The organism is Vibrio proteolyticus NBRC 13287, assembly GCF_000467125.1.
GTDB classification, from domain to species: Bacteria; Pseudomonadota; Gammaproteobacteria; order Enterobacterales; family Vibrionaceae; genus Vibrio; species Vibrio proteolyticus.
Genome location: NZ_BATJ01000004.1, coordinates 1 through 15,642, shown reverse-complemented (window position 1 = coordinate 15,642; position 15,642 = coordinate 1). Strand labels below are relative to the sequence as shown.

The window sequence follows — 15,642 nt, the reverse complement described above, 5'->3', positions numbered from 1 at the left end:
CGTGGGTAAAATTGCACCACAGAAAGTGGTGAATGTAAAACAGACAAACTGTAAGGATAATCGAATTCGGTGATAACACTTGCACCGAGCACGATTCTTTGGATAATCACAAGCCCTTTGAGGTGAGAGCAAATTTTAAGCAGGCAATATCAATGAGTGAAGTGACCACTAACGAATACACCGAAGACGGTAAACTGATCCGCAAAGTACGCAGCTTTGTTCGTCGTGAAGGACGTCTGACCAAAGGTCAGGAAGCGGCAATGAAAGAGTGCTGGCCAAGCATGGGTATCGATTATCAGGATACACTGCTGGATTGGAATCGCGTGTTTGGTAACGACAACCCAGTGGTACTGGAGATCGGTTTTGGTATGGGCGCATCACTGGTTGAAATGGCCAAAAATGCTCCGGAAAAGAACTTTATCGGCATTGAAGTCCACAGCCCGGGCGTAGGCGCATGTTTGTCTTCGGCGCGCGAAGCGGGCGTGACCAACCTGCGCGTGATGTGTCACGATGCCGTGGAAGTGTTCGCGAATATGATTCCTGACAACAGTCTGCACACGCTGCAACTGTTTTTCCCCGATCCGTGGCACAAGAAGCGCCACCACAAGCGTCGTATTGTTCAGCTTGAGTTTGCCGAAATGGTACGTCAAAAGCTGATCATCGGTGAAGGCATTTTCCACATGGCCACCGACTGGGAAAACTACGCTGAGCACATGATTGAGGTGATGAATCAGGCGCCGGGTTATGAAAACACCGCTCAGGGAGGCGACTACGTGCCTCGTCCAGAGGAACGTCCGTTGACCAAGTTTGAAGCGCGTGGCCACCGTTTGGGTCACGGCGTTTGGGACATTAAGTTCAAGCGCATCCGCTGATTTTTTCCGGTGTTATCACCATTTGAAAAATAAAGTTTTATAAAAGCCAACATTGCTTTAATGTTGGCTTTTTTGTCCCTACAGACACAACAATAATTACAATAGCAAGTAAACCGAACCAACATGAAACCAACCACAGAAATACTGGCGAACATCCTGGATGAAGTTCGCCCATTAATCGGACAAGGAAAAGTCGCCGACTATATTCCAGCGCTGGCTAAGGTGCCGAGCTACAAGCTGGGTATTGCTGTGTACACCAACGAAGGTGAAATCTTTAAAGCCGGCGATGCACAAGAAGCGTTTTCGATTCAGTCGATCTCCAAAGTGCTGAGTCTGACGCTGGCGCTGGGCTTGTATCGCGCCGATGAAATCTGGTCGCGGGTAGGTAAAGAGCCGTCTGGTCAGGCCTTTAACTCCATGATCCAGCTTGAGATGGAGCAGGGGATTCCCCGTAACCCTTTTATCAATGCCGGGGCGATCGTAGTGGCCGATATGCTGCACTCACGCCTGTCTGCACCCAGACAGCGTCTGCTGGAATTTGTCCGCCAGCTTTCCGGTGACAGTCATATTATCTACGACAAAGTGGTGGCCGCATCAGAAATGATGCACAGTGACCGTAATGCGGCGATTGCCTACCTGATGCGCGCATTTGGCAACTTTGACAATGAAGTGATCCCAGTTCTGAACAATTATTTCCATGCGTGCGCACTGAAGATGAGCTGCGTTGATCTGGCGAAAACCTTCAGCTACCTTGCCAATAAAGGCAGTTCGGTGCAGAGCGGGCGCCAGATCATCACGCCAACCCAATCCAAGCAACTCAATGCTTTGTTGGCGACCTGTGGTCTGTATGACGGTGCAGGTGAGTTTGCTTACCGGGTCGGCATGCCGGGTAAATCCGGTGTCGGCGGCGGGATCATTGCCGTGGTTCCGGGGGATATGACCATCGCGGTCTGGTCGCCAGAGCTGGATCCTTCTGGCAACTCGCTGGCGGGGACCAAAGCGCTGGAACTGTTGTCGGAGCGGATCGGGCGCTCGATATTCTGAGCGACATGAGCAGGGAAGCGTTATGTCAGATCTTATTCACCAACGGTTACTTACTCAGTTAAGCGGGCTTCGTTATCTTAGCCACGTGGTGACGCACAATGGCGCGCAGACGATTGAGCGCCAGCCGCCAGCGCATCTGCTGCGTTATTTGTCGCGCGCGGTTGCAGGTCAGCAATTGTCGACCACGGCAGCCCGCACAATCTGGGCACGGGTAGATCAGCTGTGTGAGGTACACGGCCCGCTGGAGCTGCTACTGGTCGAAGAGCATCATCAGCGGCTGCGCAGTTGCGGCTTGTCCAACGCCAAAGTCAAAACCCTTCTCGGTGTGAATCAGGCGTTGCAAACTGGTGTGGTTGCTGCGGATATTCATCACAGCCAGGACGCCGACTATATCGTCAGTCAGTTGGTTCAGTTGTGGGGGATCGGACGCTGGACTGCAGAGATGGCGCTGATTTTCTTTTTCGCTATGCCGGACATCTGGTCGGAGGGCGATGCGTCGCTGGTGCGTGGTCTGGCGCAACTGGCCGAGAAAGAGGACGTTGCGCCCGAGACGATCGTACAGGCGGCGGCCCCTTATCGTTCTTATCTGGCCCTGCATATCTGGGCCATGCTGGATGCGGAGTTGCTCAAAGAGGCCTGACCGTCCGCGCCAACAACCTTACTTATCAAAAAACACCGCCGAAGCGGTGCTTTTATTCTTCTTCAGCCATAAAGGCTTCAAGTAGATCGTTGAGAAACAACTTGCCTTTCTCACTGATTTGCCAGTGTGTGGCGTTTTCAGTCAGGTAGCCTTTGTCCAGTGCCCAGTCGATAGTGGGGGCGATTTGCGCCAGTGCCAGCCCGGTAGTGTCAATAAAATCCTGTTTAGGGCAGGCTTCCATCAGCCGAAAGCGGTTCATAAAGAACTCAAAGGGCCGATCCCGGTCTGCCACCCACTGCTCGGTGTGCAGATACGGTTTAACCATATTCTGGTAGGCCGCCAGGTAGCCACGCGGATGCTTGACTTTAGTGGTACGCAGAATACGCCCGTCAGCAAAACTCAGCTTCCCGTGCGATCCGCAGCCAATGCCGAGATAATCCCCAAAACGCCAATAGTTGAGATTATGCTGGCACTGATAGCCTGGTTTGCTGTAGCCGGAAATTTCGTACTGGACGTAGCCTGCCTGCGTCAGTTTGTGGTGGCCGCGTTCAAAGATATCCCACAGGTCATCATCGTCGGGGAGCGTTGGTGGCTTGTAGTAGAACATGGTGTTTGGTTCGATGGTCAACTGGTACCAGGACAGGTGAGGTGGATTGAGCTCAATCGCCTTGTCCAGATCTGCCAGCGCCTGATCGATGCTTTGATCCGGCAAACCGTGCATCAGATCCAAATTGAAGCTGTTTAAACCAATCTGATGTGCCAGTTTGGCGGCGTCAACGGCTTCTTGCTGACCGTGAATGCGCCCGAGACGTTCAAGCTTGTCAGCTTCAAAACTCTGCACGCCGATGGAAATACGTGTCACACCGGCTTTACGATAGCCAACAAAGCGCTGTGCCTCCACGGTGCCCGGGTTGGCCTCCATGGTGATCTCAATGCCGGTTTTGAACGGGATACGAGCTTCAATGCCCTGCAACAGACGGCCAATGCCATCGGCTGAAATCAGGCTTGGCGTACCGCCACCGATAAAGATCGAGTGCAGCGGACGCGGCGCATCGTTCAGTCGGTATTTGGCAATGTCGGTGTCCAGATCTTCCAGCAAGGCGTCGATGTATGCGTCTTCCGGAATATTGTCTTTGAGCGCGTGCGAGTTGAAATCGCAATACGGACATTTCTGCACACACCAAGGGATGTGGACATACAGGCTCAGAGCGGGTGGCTTTAACATGACGATCTTACGCTTGCGGAGTCAGAGCCGCGAACAGCTTTTGCAGTGCCTTAGCACGGTGAGACAACTGTTTCTTGCGCGCCGGCGCCAGTTCGGCGGATGCGCAGTTTTCCCCCGGAACAAAAAAGACCGGATCGTAACCAAAGCCGTTGTCCCCCTGCGCCTGATCCAGAATGCGCCCTTCCCACTGTCCGTGACAGACCAGAGGCGTCGGGTCATTTTCGTGTCGCATCAACACCAGCACACAGTGGAAGCGGGCGCTGCGTTGCTCCGCTGGAACCCCTTCCATCGCGCTCAGCAGTTTTTGCAGATTTTGTTGGTCTGTCGCCTGTTCACCCGCGTAACGGGCAGAGTAGATACCGGGCGCGCCGTTGAGGTAATCGACTTCCAAACCTGAGTCATCGGCGATAGCGGGCAGGCCGGTCAGCTTGGCAGCATGACGCGCTTTGATGATCGCGTTCTCGATGAAGGTGGTACCGGTTTCGGCCACGTCAGGGACGTCGTATTCGCTTTGGGCGACCACGTCAAAACCAAACTCGGCCAGCAGATCGGCCATTTCCCGGACCTTGCCCTGGTTACCGGTCGCTAAAACAATCTTTTTCATGGTGTTCTCTATAAAAAACCACGCCAGTTCTGGCGAGCTGGCGTGTGGCTATCAAACATGTCGTCAAGCGGCAGGCTTACTCTTCGACATAAAATTTCTGGGAAAAGATCAGGTTACCTGCGCCTTTCATCCCGGCGTTGACGTCGATGTTAAACGTCAGGTTTTCTTCATTGCTGATCGGAAACTCCGCCAGGTAGTAGATGGCGTCGCCTTCTTTCACTTCACGAAAATCCAGCGTGCGGGAATTCCCGATCAGGTTTTTACTGGTGCCGTTCACTTTGGCCGTGACCGCCGGCTTGCCGACTTGTGATGTGTCCAGCACACTGATATTCAGAACGGCGGAGTAGCCATTGCGCTTGAGTTTGTAACTGCTCGCAATTTCCGACGTCAAGAAAGTGGAATTAAAAGCCGAGTAGTGCACTTCAACGTCTTTGAGTGTTTTGAACTGACCCGCCGACGCCGGAGTGACGGCCAAAGCTGTGATCAGTGCGATTGTCCATTGATGACTCATTTCCCTTACCTCTCGTGAAAGATGTACCGACATCCCGGGCTGATTCTACCACTAATTTTAACTCCATTTCGCGGCGAATTCCTCTTCAATGAACTGAGGATAAGCGCAATAAGATAACCCGGCGATATGGCGCCGGGTTAGTTTGCAAACAGAGACCAAGAACTGGCCACACTCAATCGTCGAGTAGAAGGGTTATTTGTGACGGAATTTGTTGTGGCGACTGGATACGCACTTGCTTATGCCGCCCCAGTTCTCCCTTTTCTATCATGACCAGTCCTTTGGCCACCTTGAACTGCTTGGCTAAAAATTTACTCAAGTGCGCATTGGCTTTGCCATCAACCGGCGGCGCCGTGATGGCAATTTTCAGCTCCTCGCCGTGTAAGCCGACGATCTGATCCCGGCTGGCTTTAGGTTGAATGTAAAGCCGGAGAATCACATCCTGACCTTCTGTCCAGGCGGCCGTCGACATTACAACTGAAACCAGATGGGGCCAATGATGTCACCGATCAGAAAGTTCGCAAACTGCAGGCCGATAAACAGCACTAATACACTCAGATCGAAGCCACCCATCGCCGGAATAATGCGGCGGATTGGCGCCAGCATTGGCTCAGTCAGTTGATGGAACACATATTCGATAGGGCTGCGGCCCTGGCTGACCCAGCTCAAAATGGCGCGGATCAGCAGAACCCAGAACAGCAAACCACCGGCTGCTTTCACCAGTGATAGCAGGCCCAGGAACAGAAAGTCGGTGCTGAATGACACTGAGCCGCCAGAAGCGAGCATGATCAAGGCCACGAATTTGAGTACGCACAACAGATAGGCAAACAGCACGGTCGCCATGTCGATACCGCCTAGCGAAGGAATCACGCGGCGTAAAGGGCCCACCACAGGCTGGGTCACTTTGACCACAAACTGTGAGAACGGGTTGTAAAAATCGGCTCTGGCGGCCTGAAGCCAGATTCGCAGGATCACGACCATGATGTAGAGATCAAACAGCGTCGAGACCAGAAAACTCATTGAATTCATAAGTAGCCCTTACTACGGAGCGGCGCCGGGCGCCATCAGTGATTAAAATAATTGTTCCATTTCTTCTGCGCGGGTGACCGCTGCCTGCATGGCTTTCGCTACGATATCAGATAGTTGATGTTCGTTAAACGTGCGCAGTGCTTCGGCGGTGGTGCCGCCCTTAGACGTCACCTGCTCACGCAGAGTAGACAGTTCGGTTTCCGGGTTGGCCACCACCATCTCGGCGGCGCCAAGCGCGGCCTGCTGAACCAGCTGGCGGGCGGTTGCCTTATCAAAACCTTGCGCCATGGCTTCATTTTGCATCGCTTCCATGAACAGGAAGAAATACGCGGGAGCACTACCGGCCGCGGCGATGACGTTGTTGATGCCCGATTCCTGTTGGACCCAGCAAACTTCACCCACGGCTGACATCAGCGCTGCGGCAAATGCGCGATCTTCTGCACTGACATGCTGCGGGGCGTACAGGCCGCTCATGCCTTTGCCGACCAGCGACGGGGTATTGGGCATTACGCGCACCAGATTCAGTGTTGCACCGAGCATCTCATTCAGGCGGGCCGCGTTGATACCTGCGGCGATCGAGATCACCAGTTTGTTGGAAAAATCGACGTCATGCAGGCCAGCGCCAACCCGTTCCATCAACTGAGGTTTAACCGCCAGTACGATGACTTCGGCCTGTGTGGCCGCGTCAAAGTTGTCGGCATTGGTGTTAATCCGGTACTGGTGAGCAAGAGAATCACGAGTGCTCTGACTTGGGGCGGTGGCCGTGATGAAATCCGCCGGGTATCCGCTGTCAATCAGGCCAGCGATGATAGAGCGCGCCATGTTACCAGCGCCGATAAAGGTGATTTTCTTGTGTTCCATAATGACGTGACTTCCTAAATGTGTGGTGTTCTTAATCGTGGCTACAGGTTATGCCTGACGGCCGTAGTCGCGTGCGCCAAAGATCGCGGTGCCGATACGAACCATGGTTGTGCCAGCTTCAATCGCGGCGTCCATATCGCCGCTCATGCCCATCGACAGGGTATCCAACTGCGGATACTCAGCGGAGAGTTCATCTTTCAACTGCGCCAACTGGCGAAAAGCCGTTAACTGTGAAGCGTAGTCTGGAGTGTTGGCCGGAATTGACATCAATCCTCTTAACGTGAGGTTGGGCAGCGACGAAATCAACTCTGCCAGTTCAAATATTTCCTCAGTTGAGGCGCCGGACTTGGAGGCTTCACCGCTGGTATTAACCTGGATCAGAACCTGCAGCGGCGCCATTTCTGCAGGCCGCTGATCATTGAGTCGCTGCGCCGTTTTGGCTCGGTCAATGGTGTGGACCCAGTCGAAATGTTCGGCAACAAATCGGGTTTTATTCGACTGAATAGGGCCGATGAAATGCCATTCCAGATCGAGTTGTGGATGGTGTTGGCGGAAAAATGCCACCTTATCGACCCCCTCCTGGACATAGTTTTCACCGAAGGCGCGCTGTCCGAATTGGGCCGCTTCAAGGATGGCTTCAACCGGTTTAGTCTTGCTTACTGCCAGCAGTTGCACCGAGTTTGGAGCTCGTCCGCATTTTTGTTGTGCGGAGGCGATCTGCGCAGTGATGTGCTCAATATTTTGTTGAATACTACTCATAGCTGAATGACTTATGGAATTTCAATGGATATCGATGAGTTACTGGAGTTTAGTGTAAAACATAATGCGTCAGATCTACATCTTTCTGCAGGTGTTCCTCCGGTGCTACGTATCGATGGAGAGATTCGCCGCCTGGATCGGCCGGCACTGAGCGAGCCAGAAGTGCAACAAATGGTAAATGCGGTCATGGACGAAGAGCAGCGCAGCGAATTCGAGCAGCAGCTCGACGCCGACTTTTCGATACAACGAGCGGGCAGCGGCCGTTTCCGGGTCAATGTGTTTCATCAGTCGCGCGGTTGCGCGGCCGTTTTTCGTACCATCGCAAGTCAGATGCCGACGTTAAATGCGCTGCAGGCGCCCGCCATCTTTACCCAGATCGCCAATTATGAACAAGGCCTGGTGCTGGTGACCGGGCCGACCGGTTCCGGTAAGTCGACCACGCTGGCGGCGATGGTTGACTACATTAACCACCATCATCACAAACATATCTTGACCATTGAAGATCCGATTGAGTTTGTCCACACCAGCCAGCAGTGCTTAATTAATCAGCGTGAAGTACAGCGTGATACCCGCAGTTTTCACCGCGCCTTGCGCAGTGCGCTGCGCGAGGATCCGGATGTAATTCTGGTGGGGGAACTGCGTGATCGTGAGACCATCAGCCTGGCATTAACCGCGGCGGAAACCGGTCATCTGGTATTGGCCACCCTGCATACCAGTTCGGCGGCAAAAACCATCAACCGGATCATCGATGTGTTTCCCGGCAACGAGAAAAATATGGTGCGATCGATGCTGTCTGAGTCGCTGCGTGCCGTGATTGCCCAGACTCTGATCAAGCGCCGCGTGGGCGGCAGAGTGGCCTGCCATGAAATTATGCTGGCAACGCCGGCGATTCGTAATCTGATCCGGGAAGATAAAGTCGCGCAAATGTATTCGGTGATTCAGACCGGAGCCGCGCAGGGGATGCAAACCATGGCACAACACGGGCGTCAGCTCCTGGCTGAGGGGATCGTTGATGAAGATGAATTGGTCAGAACCATTGACGCCGGCCCATGGCGCTAAGGTTAACGCTAACCGGGGCAGGTTGCGTCAGTTGCCTGACGCAACCAGTGTTAGCCCCACTGGGCTTCGAACCAGCTTTCAAGAATGACAACGGCAGACTGGCAGTCCACATTGCCTTTGCTCAGGGCTTTATAGCCGCCCATTTCAAACAGCTCCGCGCGCGCTGCGGTAGTGGAAAGTCGCTCATCGTGCAGCTCGACCGGCAAACCGAAACGGCCATGCAGGCGGTTGGCAAACTTACGTGCCCGTGGTGTGATGGTCTCGAGAGCCTGACCACGCAGATCGGTCGGCAGCCCGACGACCAGCAGGTTGGGTTGCCACTCTTTGATCTGCTTTTCAATCTCGTCCCAGTTTGGAATACCGTCGTTGGCCTTAAAGGCTTTTAACGGTGAGGCCGTACCGGTAATTTCCTGACCGATAGCACTGCCGATGCTCTTGGTGCCAAAGTCGAAGGCCATGATAGTTCGTGACATGGATAAGGGGATTCCGTAATAACAAGTGTTTGGCCGGACGCTCAGGCGTGTCCGGCTTGATTCGAAAGTTGGGCGGCGTCAATGCCGAGTTTCTCGACGGCTTTGCTCCAGCGCTGGCTGATGGGAGTATTGAAAATGACATCCGGATCCGCTTCGATGGTCAGCCAGGAGTTTTCGGCCAGCTCACTTTCCAGTTGACCGGCTTCCCAGCCAGCGTAACCCAGCGCCACCAGGTAGTCCTCCGGCTCAGCTTCAGTACCAAGTACGGTCAGAATGTCACGAGAGGTGGTCACCGAAATATTGTCGGTCATCTGAACGCTGGATTCGTAATGATCTTTCGGCTTGTGCAGAATAAAGCCACGATCTTCCGACACCGGACCGCCATTTAGCACGGGCTTTTTCAAACTGTCGGTATTGAGCTGCGGATGCACGGGCTGAACGTCGACCTGCTTGAGCATGCCGCCGACCGTAACGTCAATCGGGGCATTGATGATTAATCCCATTGCTCCGTCTTCATTGTGCTCACAGATGTAGACCACACTGTGTTTGAAGTAGGGATCTTTCATGCCCGGCATGGCAACCAGAAAATGATTGGTAAGGTTCATAACAGCTCCAACCCAGAGTGAGATAAATGGGCAACCGTTCGCTGCCCCTTGTCTCAGTTTACGCTTTATTGATACGACGCTCTATCGCGTCCATCAGTTTCCCTGTGATTGAGATATCAAACGCTGCCTCGATCTCACGGATGCAAGTCGGGCTGGTGACGTTTATCTCAGTCAGCTTATCGCCAATAACGTCCAGGCCAACAAAGATCAGACCTTTTTCTTTAAGTGTAGGCGCTACGGCCGCGGCGATCTGTTTATCTGTTTCGCTCAGCGGACGGGCTTCGCCAGTTCCGCCGGCAGCCAGGTTACCGCGGGTTTCCCCTTTGGCCGGAATGCGTGCCAGGCAGTACGGCATGGCTTCGCCATCGACCACCAGAATGCGTTTGTCTCCGTTACTGATGTCAGGTACAAATGTTTGTGCCATGGCGTAGTTCTGACCGTGGTTGGTGAGAGTCTCAATGATCACAGAGACGTTGGGATCGTTCTCTTTGACGCGGAAAATAGATGCACCACCCATACCGTCCAGTGGCTTGAGAATCACGTCTCCGTGGGTGTCACGAAACGCTTTAATCTTGTCTGCTTTGCGTGTCACTATGGTGGTTGGCGTCAGCTCGGGGAACCAGGCCGTGAACAGTTTTTCGTTACAGTCGCGCAGGCTTTGTGGTTTATTGACGATCAGCGTCCCTTGTTCTTCCGCCCGTTCCAGGATGTAAGTGGCGTAGATGTATTCGGTATCGAAAGGCGGGTCTTTGCGCATCAGTACCGCATCCAGCTCAGACAGTTCGAGCGTCTGCTCGGAAGTGAAGTGATACCAGTTGTTCGGATCTTGTTTCAGTTCGACAATTTTACTGTCCGCGACCGCGACGCCCTGGTCCAGATGCAGATCGTTCATTTCCATGTAGTGGATTTCGTATCCACGGCGCTGAGCTTCCAGCAGCATGGCAAAGCTTGAGTCTTTTTTGATGTTGATGGACGAAATCGGGTCCATCACGATACCCAGTTTAATCATTGATCTTCTCCGGTTAGCCAAGGTCGCCGAAACGAACTTGAAGGGCTGTAATTGCGGTCAGAGCCGCCGTTTCGGTACGCAGTACGCGTGGGCCGAGCAGGGTCTCTGCAAAATGATAGGTGCGAGTCATGTCGATTTCATCGCTGGACAATCCGCCCTCAGGGCCGATCAGCAGACGAACTTTGTCTACCGGACCCGGCAAGGTGTTGATCGAATAGTCTGCGCGCGGATGCAAATTGAGTTTCAGGCTGCCGTCGTCTTCCTGACACCAGTCTTCTAATGCCATCACTGGGCGAATGCTGGGCACCACGTTGCGTCCACATTGTTCACACGCACTGATGGCGATTTTCTGCCACTGCGCCAGCTTCTTCTCAAACCGTTTCTGGTCCAGTTTGACGCCACAGCGTTCTGAAATCAGCGGGGTGATGGTATTCACACCGAGCTCGACCGATTTCTGAATCGTGAACTCCATTTTATCCCCGCGTGAGATAACCTGACCAAGGTGCAGATCGAGTGGGGACTCGCAGTTTTGCTCGACACGCGCACTGACTTCCACCACAACCTGCTTTTTGGTGACTTCGCTGATGTGCGCCGGAAATTCAGCGCCGCTGCCGTCAAACAGCAACACTTCCTGACCCTCTTTCATACGCAGAACCCGGCCGATGTGGCCGGCGGCATCGTCACTCAGCGCTACGGCGCCCAGTTGGTCAATTGGGTCAGGATGATAAATACGAGGGATACGCATGATGGTGTAGTTTTCCGGCAAAAGTTAGTTAGACACTAACATGGATGCTTTGCAGCGAAAAAACAAGGGGCAAGCGGCGTTTCGCGCCCGAAAGCTTACGACGCCACTTGCCCCGATATCACAGGGACTTACACGCTTCGAGGACAAACGGGTTGTGGTTCCCCTGCACGGTGGCGATGCGTTTGTCTCGTTCACACTCCCAACGATCGGCCGGGAACTGTTTGTTCCATGCGGTCATTAGGTTTTTCTGCTGTTTGGAGAGCTTGAAACCGTACTCTTTGCTCATGTACAGGTAGGTGCGTGCGATCGAGCCTTTGGCGCGATCCGGCGGCATCACTTTACGCTGTTTGAAGTTGACCTGCATCTCACAGCGGCCGTAGGTTTCACCATCAATCCCGTTCCACTGGCTGAAGTTGTAGTTAGAGCGGTCCCCATTGACTTCGCCGATGGCAGGGGTCAGATTGTGCAGATCCGCTTCCATCAAACGGAACTGTTGGTCGTGGCGTGAACAGTTTTTACGACCACCGCTTTGCCAGCATTGCAACTGATGACCGAACTGCCACGCTGGGACCACATGTTCCCATTCGATACGTGATGCGCGTTTTTCTTGTTTACGTACCTGATAACCACAAGAGTTGAGATCCGGGACCCCTTTTTTGCCCTGCCAGTTAATGACGCATCCGCAATAAAAACTGGTGGGATTGTCCCGATAGATTTTCACCGCGGCTCTTTTGGCGCTGGAGAAGGAAGAGGGTGGAGCCGCATTGACGGCGAAGCAAGTCAGGGCACATACCATGCCGCAAAGTAAAGATCGTAATGTCATGATAAAAAGTCTTAGAAAAGTATGACTTTTTTCAGTCTACCACGCATTTTTCTGGATGAGGTTACAAAAGCGTACATCAGACTTTAGTGATGGGCACAGTGTCGCGGAATTAAGACATGTCGAATGGACGGCGTGAGTTAACTGAGTTGGGTTCCGGTAAAGCGCAGCGTTTCCTGGCAGCGCTGACAGCGGTAGCTGGCCTGATGACGCAGCACCTTGTTATGACGGCGGATGGTGAGCGGGTAGTGACTGCAGGCACAACGGTATTCAAAGGTTTGCCCTTGCACTGATGTGGTGGCAAAGCTGTGAGTGGTACGGGCACTGACGCCCAATACCTGCTCCATTACCGCCTGCCATTCTTTGCCATGCGGGCGAACCCGGCCGTAGATTTGGTGAGTTATCAGATGAGCCACTTCGTGCGGGATCACTTCATCCAGAAACGCCTGACGGTTTTCGGCAAACAGGATCGGGTTAAGGCGGATTTGGTTCAGCTTCAGATAGGCTTTTCCGGCCGCTTTCCCCCGCAGTTTATAGCTGACCTCGGGGTGGGGGAAGCTACGTTGAAAGGTTTGCTCTGCCAGATGCAAACAGTGTGCTATCACTTTCTGTGCCCGGTAATCCCATTCTGTGTCCACGTTGCCCCCAATAAATTCGCCCCGGCCAGTTGGCCGGGGCGAATTTTAACACCATTGCGGCGGACGGGGCGGTTTTCTTATTCAGGATGATGTTTTTTCTTAATTGTGGCGTGGTAACCATGCCAGGTGGCGTAACCCAGAATTGGCATGGTAAACAGCATACCTATGCCAAAGGTGGCGAAGCCAATCAGGATGCCGCCACAAATAATGGCTGCCCAGACTATCATGGCCGGAATATTGGAACGGACCGCATTGAAGCTGGAGAAGACGGCGGTCATCATGTCAACCCGGCGCTCCATCATCAGTGGGATAGAAAACGCGGAAATACTGAATACGACCGTGGCCAGTACCAAGCCGACCAGAGAACCGATCACCAGGAAGGGCATGAATTCAGTCAGCGGGGCGCCTTGTACGGACGGGTAAAGGGCATGCAACAGAGCCGCGATGCGCATCCAAAAAATCATGCACACGGCCAGTAGCACCGCAAACGCCCATTGCGAGGTGGAGTTGCGACCGATGGCTTTCATGGAATGCAACAGACTGGCCCGATGGCCTTTTTCGCGTTCCCAACTGGCGTCATACAGACCAAGCGCCAGAAACGGGCCGATCAGCATATACACCACCAGCGCCGGCAGAACCACCAGGTGAGTGCCTTGCCATTGGATCAGTAACACGATGCCGATGGCCGCTGCCATAAAGCACAGCCCGTAAAACGCGCTGATCAGCGGCATACGGACAAAATCGTGTAAGCCAAGTGCCAGCCAATGGAACGGCGCCGCTAGATTGACTTGGTTGCACGGAATGGTGCGTGCATACTCATGGTCACTGACGTCTTTACGCTTATCTTTAAAGTCCGAAGGGTTAACCGTACGAGGCATAGCTCCTCCTTGCTCAATTCTGGTTAAGTGTCGTCGTTGCCGTACGACGATTCGGTGCGGTCTGCACCGTCTTGGATGTTGGATGCGCCGCAATCAAGGTTGAGGGCATTTAACATTATTTTAACTATTGGCAGGGAAGCAGAAAAATACAACTTCTGAGGGCAAAATTGTGCAAGAAAAGAAAAAGCCCCGGCACATGGGCCGGGGCTTTAATTGCTAAGTCTTTGTATTACTTGATGCCAGCGAATTCGCGGATCAGAGCTGCTTTGTCCGTTGCTTCCCAAGGGAACTCTTCGCGGCCGAAGTGGCCGTAAGCTGCGGTCTTCTTATAGATAGGACGCAGCAGGTTCAGCATCTCTTGCAAGCCGTATGGACGCAGATCGAAGAACTCACGTACCGCCTGGATGATGATGTCGTGAGAGACTTTCTCTGTACCGAACGTTTCAATCATGATTGAGGTTGGATCTGCCACACCGATAGCGTAAGACAGTTGGATTTCACAACGATCCGCCAGGCCAGCGGCCACGATATTCTTGGCTACATAACGAGCCGCGTAAGCAGCACTGCGGTCCACTTTAGATGGATCTTTACCAGAGAAGGCTCCACCACCGTGACGTGCTGCGCCGCCGTAGGTGTCAACGATGATCTTACGACCTGTCAGGCCACAGTCACCCATTGGACCACCGATAACGAAACGACCGGTTGGGTTGATGAAGAATTTGGTCTCCTGGTTCAACCACTCAGACGGCAGTACCGGCTTGATGATTTCTTCCATTACCGCTTCGCGCAGATCTGGCGTAGAGATCGAATCACAGTGCTGAGTTGACAGTACAACCGCGTCGATACCTACAATTTTGCCTTGATCGTACTGGAAGGTGACCTGAGATTTCGCGTCCGGACGCAACCATGGCAGCGTGCCATTTTTACGAACTTCCGCCTGTTTTTGAACCAGTAAATGAGAGTAAGTGATCGGAGCTGGCATCAGCACGTCGGTTTCGTTACACGCGTAACCAAACATGATGCCCTGGTCGCCAGCGCCCTGCTCTTTAGGATCGGCTTTGTCGACACCCTGGTTGATGTCTGGTGACTGTTTACCAATCGTGTTCAACACGGCACAAGAGTCTGCATCAAAGCCCATGTCTGAGTGAACGTAGCCGATTTCGCGTACGGTTTGACGAGTCAGTTCTTCAATGTCAACCCAAGCTGAAGTCGTAACTTCGCCGCCAACCATGACCATGCCGGTTTTGACGTAAGTTTCACAAGCAACACGCGCTTTCGGGTCTTGCTCCAGAATCGCATCAAGAACTGCATCAGATATTTGGTCTGCAATTTTATCAGGATGACCTTCTGAAACCGATTCAGAAGTGAACAGGTGCTTAGCCATGAGAGCTCCACTTAGATAAATGAAGGTGGCCAGCGACAAGCGCTCACCACCAGTTAAATTCGGTATATTTTGTAGGTGTATCTACATCTAGACGTCTATTCTAGTTTTCGCCCGACGAATTACAAGTTCTTTTTTTGTTTTACTCTTAGCCAAACGTTTGCTCTGAAATGAGTGATTTTGCACAACTTTGCCGTAAATGAGCGTTATTGCAGACAAAATTATCCAGTAAAACGTTTGCAGCACTGATGGGGCTTTGCGACAATACTCCGGCTGCTTGCAGCGCTACTTTCCCTTTTTTCTTGCTTATCGTACTCAGGAGCAGACATGTCTTCTCGTAAACACCTAGCCAATGCTATCCGTGCTCTGAGCATGGATGGTGTCCAAAAAGCGAACTCAGGCCACCCGGGCGCACCTATGGGTATGGCGGATATCGCTGAAGTGCTTTGGCGCAGTCACTTAAATCACAACCCACACAACCCGAATTGGGCC

The 15,642-nt window shown here is 53.0% G+C and carries 20 protein-coding genes; 5 read left to right on the top strand and 15 right to left on the bottom strand.

Annotated elements, in window-relative coordinates; translation table 11 throughout:
* The first annotated feature begins 152 nt into the window (after positions 1-152).
* The 3 genes from trmB to VPR01S_RS05905 all read left to right on the top strand — a co-directional run bounded on the left by trmB (position 153) and on the right by VPR01S_RS05905 (position 2,556).
* Positions 153-872: a tRNA (guanosine(46)-N7)-methyltransferase TrmB gene (gene trmB, locus VPR01S_RS05915; RefSeq protein WP_021704405.1), complete on the top strand. Its 720-nt coding sequence runs from the start codon at positions 153-155 to the stop codon at positions 870-872.
* Between the two features lie 123 nt (positions 873-995).
* Complete coding sequence (gene glsB / locus VPR01S_RS05910) at positions 996-1,916, top strand: glutaminase B (protein WP_021704404.1); 921 nt, start codon at positions 996-998, stop codon at positions 1,914-1,916.
* Positions 1,917-1,938: 22 nt separating this feature from the next.
* A complete protein-coding gene (locus VPR01S_RS05905; RefSeq protein ID WP_021704403.1) occupies positions 1,939-2,556 on the top strand; it encodes a DNA-3-methyladenine glycosylase family protein in 618 nt (205 codons plus the stop codon).
* 52 nt (positions 2,557-2,608) lie between these two features.
* Here the strand turns inward: VPR01S_RS05905 and hemW are convergent, their stop codons facing one another.
* The 7 genes from hemW to VPR01S_RS05870 all read right to left on the bottom strand — a co-directional run bounded on the left by hemW (position 2,609) and on the right by VPR01S_RS05870 (position 7,542).
* Positions 2,609-3,781: a radical SAM family heme chaperone HemW gene (hemW, locus tag VPR01S_RS05900; protein WP_021704402.1), complete on the bottom strand. Its 1,173-nt coding sequence runs from the start codon at positions 3,779-3,781 to the stop codon at positions 2,609-2,611.
* Positions 3,782-3,788: 7 nt separating this feature from the next.
* Positions 3,789-4,385 carry an XTP/dITP diphosphatase gene (locus VPR01S_RS05895; protein WP_021704401.1) on the bottom strand — a complete coding sequence of 199 codons (597 nt, stop codon included), beginning with the start codon at positions 4,383-4,385 and terminating at the stop codon, positions 3,789-3,791.
* Positions 4,386-4,461: 76 nt separating this feature from the next.
* A complete protein-coding gene (locus VPR01S_RS05890; RefSeq protein WP_021704400.1) occupies positions 4,462-4,896 on the bottom strand; it encodes a DUF4426 domain-containing protein in 435 nt (144 codons plus the stop codon).
* A gap of 172 nt (positions 4,897-5,068) precedes the next feature.
* Positions 5,069-5,365, bottom strand: coding sequence for a DUF167 family protein YggU (yggU, locus tag VPR01S_RS05885; protein ID WP_021704399.1), 297 nt, complete (start codon positions 5,363-5,365; stop codon positions 5,069-5,071).
* Positions 5,365-5,922 (bottom strand): YggT family protein, encoded by a 558-nt coding sequence (locus VPR01S_RS05880; protein ID WP_021704398.1) that lies wholly within the window; start codon positions 5,920-5,922, stop codon positions 5,365-5,367. The genes yggU and VPR01S_RS05880 overlap by 1 nt, the downstream gene beginning before the upstream one ends.
* Before the next feature lie 42 nt (positions 5,923-5,964).
* Complete coding sequence (gene proC, locus VPR01S_RS05875) at positions 5,965-6,783, bottom strand: pyrroline-5-carboxylate reductase (RefSeq protein ID WP_021704397.1); 819 nt, start codon at positions 6,781-6,783, stop codon at positions 5,965-5,967.
* Between the two features lie 48 nt (positions 6,784-6,831).
* Complete coding sequence (locus VPR01S_RS05870; RefSeq protein ID WP_021704396.1) at positions 6,832-7,542, bottom strand: YggS family pyridoxal phosphate-dependent enzyme; 711 nt, start codon at positions 7,540-7,542, stop codon at positions 6,832-6,834.
* Between the two features lie 24 nt (positions 7,543-7,566).
* On the opposite strand from VPR01S_RS05870, the gene VPR01S_RS05865 reads away from it, so the two are divergent.
* A complete protein-coding gene (locus VPR01S_RS05865) occupies positions 7,567-8,601 on the top strand; it encodes a type IV pilus twitching motility protein PilT (RefSeq protein ID WP_021704395.1) in 1,035 nt (344 codons plus the stop codon).
* A 50-nt stretch (positions 8,602-8,651) separates the two neighbouring features.
* On the opposite strand, the gene ruvX is transcribed toward VPR01S_RS05865, so the two are convergent.
* The 8 genes from ruvX to metK all read right to left on the bottom strand — a co-directional run bounded on the left by ruvX (position 8,652) and on the right by metK (position 15,153).
* The gene (ruvX, locus tag VPR01S_RS05860; RefSeq protein ID WP_021704394.1) at positions 8,652-9,074 is read right to left on the bottom strand and encodes a Holliday junction resolvase RuvX; all 423 of its coding nucleotides are present in this window, start codon (positions 9,072-9,074) and stop codon (positions 8,652-8,654) included.
* Between the two features lie 41 nt (positions 9,075-9,115).
* Positions 9,116-9,679, bottom strand: a complete 564-nt coding sequence (locus VPR01S_RS05855; protein ID WP_021704393.1) for a YqgE/AlgH family protein — start codon at positions 9,677-9,679, stop codon at positions 9,116-9,118.
* Positions 9,680-9,737: 58 nt separating this feature from the next.
* Positions 9,738-10,688, bottom strand: a complete 951-nt coding sequence (gene gshB / locus VPR01S_RS05850; RefSeq protein ID WP_021704392.1) for a glutathione synthase — start codon at positions 10,686-10,688, stop codon at positions 9,738-9,740.
* Between the two features lie 13 nt (positions 10,689-10,701).
* Entirely contained in the window at positions 10,702-11,433 is a 732-nt protein-coding gene (gene rsmE / locus VPR01S_RS05845; RefSeq protein WP_040902306.1) for a 16S rRNA (uracil(1498)-N(3))-methyltransferase, read from the bottom strand.
* A gap of 118 nt (positions 11,434-11,551) precedes the next feature.
* Positions 11,552-12,256 (bottom strand): endonuclease, encoded by a 705-nt coding sequence (locus VPR01S_RS05840; RefSeq protein WP_021704390.1) that lies wholly within the window; start codon positions 12,254-12,256, stop codon positions 11,552-11,554.
* 137 nt (positions 12,257-12,393) lie between these two features.
* Complete coding sequence (locus tag VPR01S_RS05835) at positions 12,394-12,891, bottom strand: SprT family zinc-dependent metalloprotease (protein WP_021704389.1); 498 nt, start codon at positions 12,889-12,891, stop codon at positions 12,394-12,396.
* Between the two features lie 77 nt (positions 12,892-12,968).
* A complete protein-coding gene (locus VPR01S_RS05830; RefSeq protein ID WP_021704388.1) occupies positions 12,969-13,769 on the bottom strand; it encodes a DUF2189 domain-containing protein in 801 nt (266 codons plus the stop codon).
* A 229-nt stretch (positions 13,770-13,998) separates the two neighbouring features.
* On the bottom strand, positions 13,999-15,153 hold the full coding sequence (gene metK / locus VPR01S_RS05825) for a methionine adenosyltransferase (RefSeq protein WP_021704387.1): 1,155 nt from the start codon (positions 15,151-15,153) through the stop codon (positions 13,999-14,001).
* Between the two features lie 324 nt (positions 15,154-15,477).
* Here metK and VPR01S_RS22085 point away from each other — a divergent pair.
* Positions 15,478-15,642 (top strand): thiamine pyrophosphate-binding protein (locus VPR01S_RS22085; protein ID WP_156008674.1); only part of this gene is annotated, 165 nt, incomplete at its 3' end.

Coding starts and splice junctions, on each gene's coding strand:
- trmB (WP_021704405.1), top strand. CDS start 153: ATGAGTGAAGTGACCACTAACGAATACACCGAAGACGGTAAACTGATC.
- glsB (WP_021704404.1), top strand. CDS start 996: ATGAAACCAACCACAGAAATACTGGCGAACATCCTGGATGAAGTTCGC.
- VPR01S_RS05905 (WP_021704403.1), top strand. CDS start 1,939: ATGTCAGATCTTATTCACCAACGGTTACTTACTCAGTTAAGCGGGCTT.
- hemW (WP_021704402.1), bottom strand. CDS start 3,781: ATGTTAAAGCCACCCGCTCTGAGCCTGTATGTCCACATCCCTTGGTGT.
- VPR01S_RS05895 (WP_021704401.1), bottom strand. CDS start 4,385: ATGAAAAAGATTGTTTTAGCGACCGGTAACCAGGGCAAGGTCCGGGAA.
- VPR01S_RS05890 (WP_021704400.1), bottom strand. CDS start 4,896: ATGAGTCATCAATGGACAATCGCACTGATCACAGCTTTGGCCGTCACT.
- yggU (WP_021704399.1), bottom strand. CDS start 5,365: ATGTCGACGGCCGCCTGGACAGAAGGTCAGGATGTGATTCTCCGGCTT.
- VPR01S_RS05880 (WP_021704398.1), bottom strand. CDS start 5,922: ATGAATTCAATGAGTTTTCTGGTCTCGACGCTGTTTGATCTCTACATC.
- proC (WP_021704397.1), bottom strand. CDS start 6,783: ATGGAACACAAGAAAATCACCTTTATCGGCGCTGGTAACATGGCGCGC.
- VPR01S_RS05870 (WP_021704396.1), bottom strand. CDS start 7,542: ATGAGTAGTATTCAACAAAATATTGAGCACATCACTGCGCAGATCGCC.
- VPR01S_RS05865 (WP_021704395.1), top strand. CDS start 7,567: ATGGATATCGATGAGTTACTGGAGTTTAGTGTAAAACATAATGCGTCA.
- ruvX (WP_021704394.1), bottom strand. CDS start 9,074: ATGTCACGAACTATCATGGCCTTCGACTTTGGCACCAAGAGCATCGGC.
- VPR01S_RS05855 (WP_021704393.1), bottom strand. CDS start 9,679: ATGAACCTTACCAATCATTTTCTGGTTGCCATGCCGGGCATGAAAGAT.
- gshB (WP_021704392.1), bottom strand. CDS start 10,688: ATGATTAAACTGGGTATCGTGATGGACCCGATTTCGTCCATCAACATC.
- rsmE (WP_040902306.1), bottom strand. CDS start 11,433: ATGCGTATCCCTCGTATTTATCATCCTGACCCAATTGACCAACTGGGC.
- VPR01S_RS05840 (WP_021704390.1), bottom strand. CDS start 12,256: ATGACATTACGATCTTTACTTTGCGGCATGGTATGTGCCCTGACTTGC.
- VPR01S_RS05830 (WP_021704388.1), bottom strand. CDS start 13,769: ATGCCTCGTACGGTTAACCCTTCGGACTTTAAAGATAAGCGTAAAGAC.
- metK (WP_021704387.1), bottom strand. CDS start 15,153: ATGGCTAAGCACCTGTTCACTTCTGAATCGGTTTCAGAAGGTCATCCT.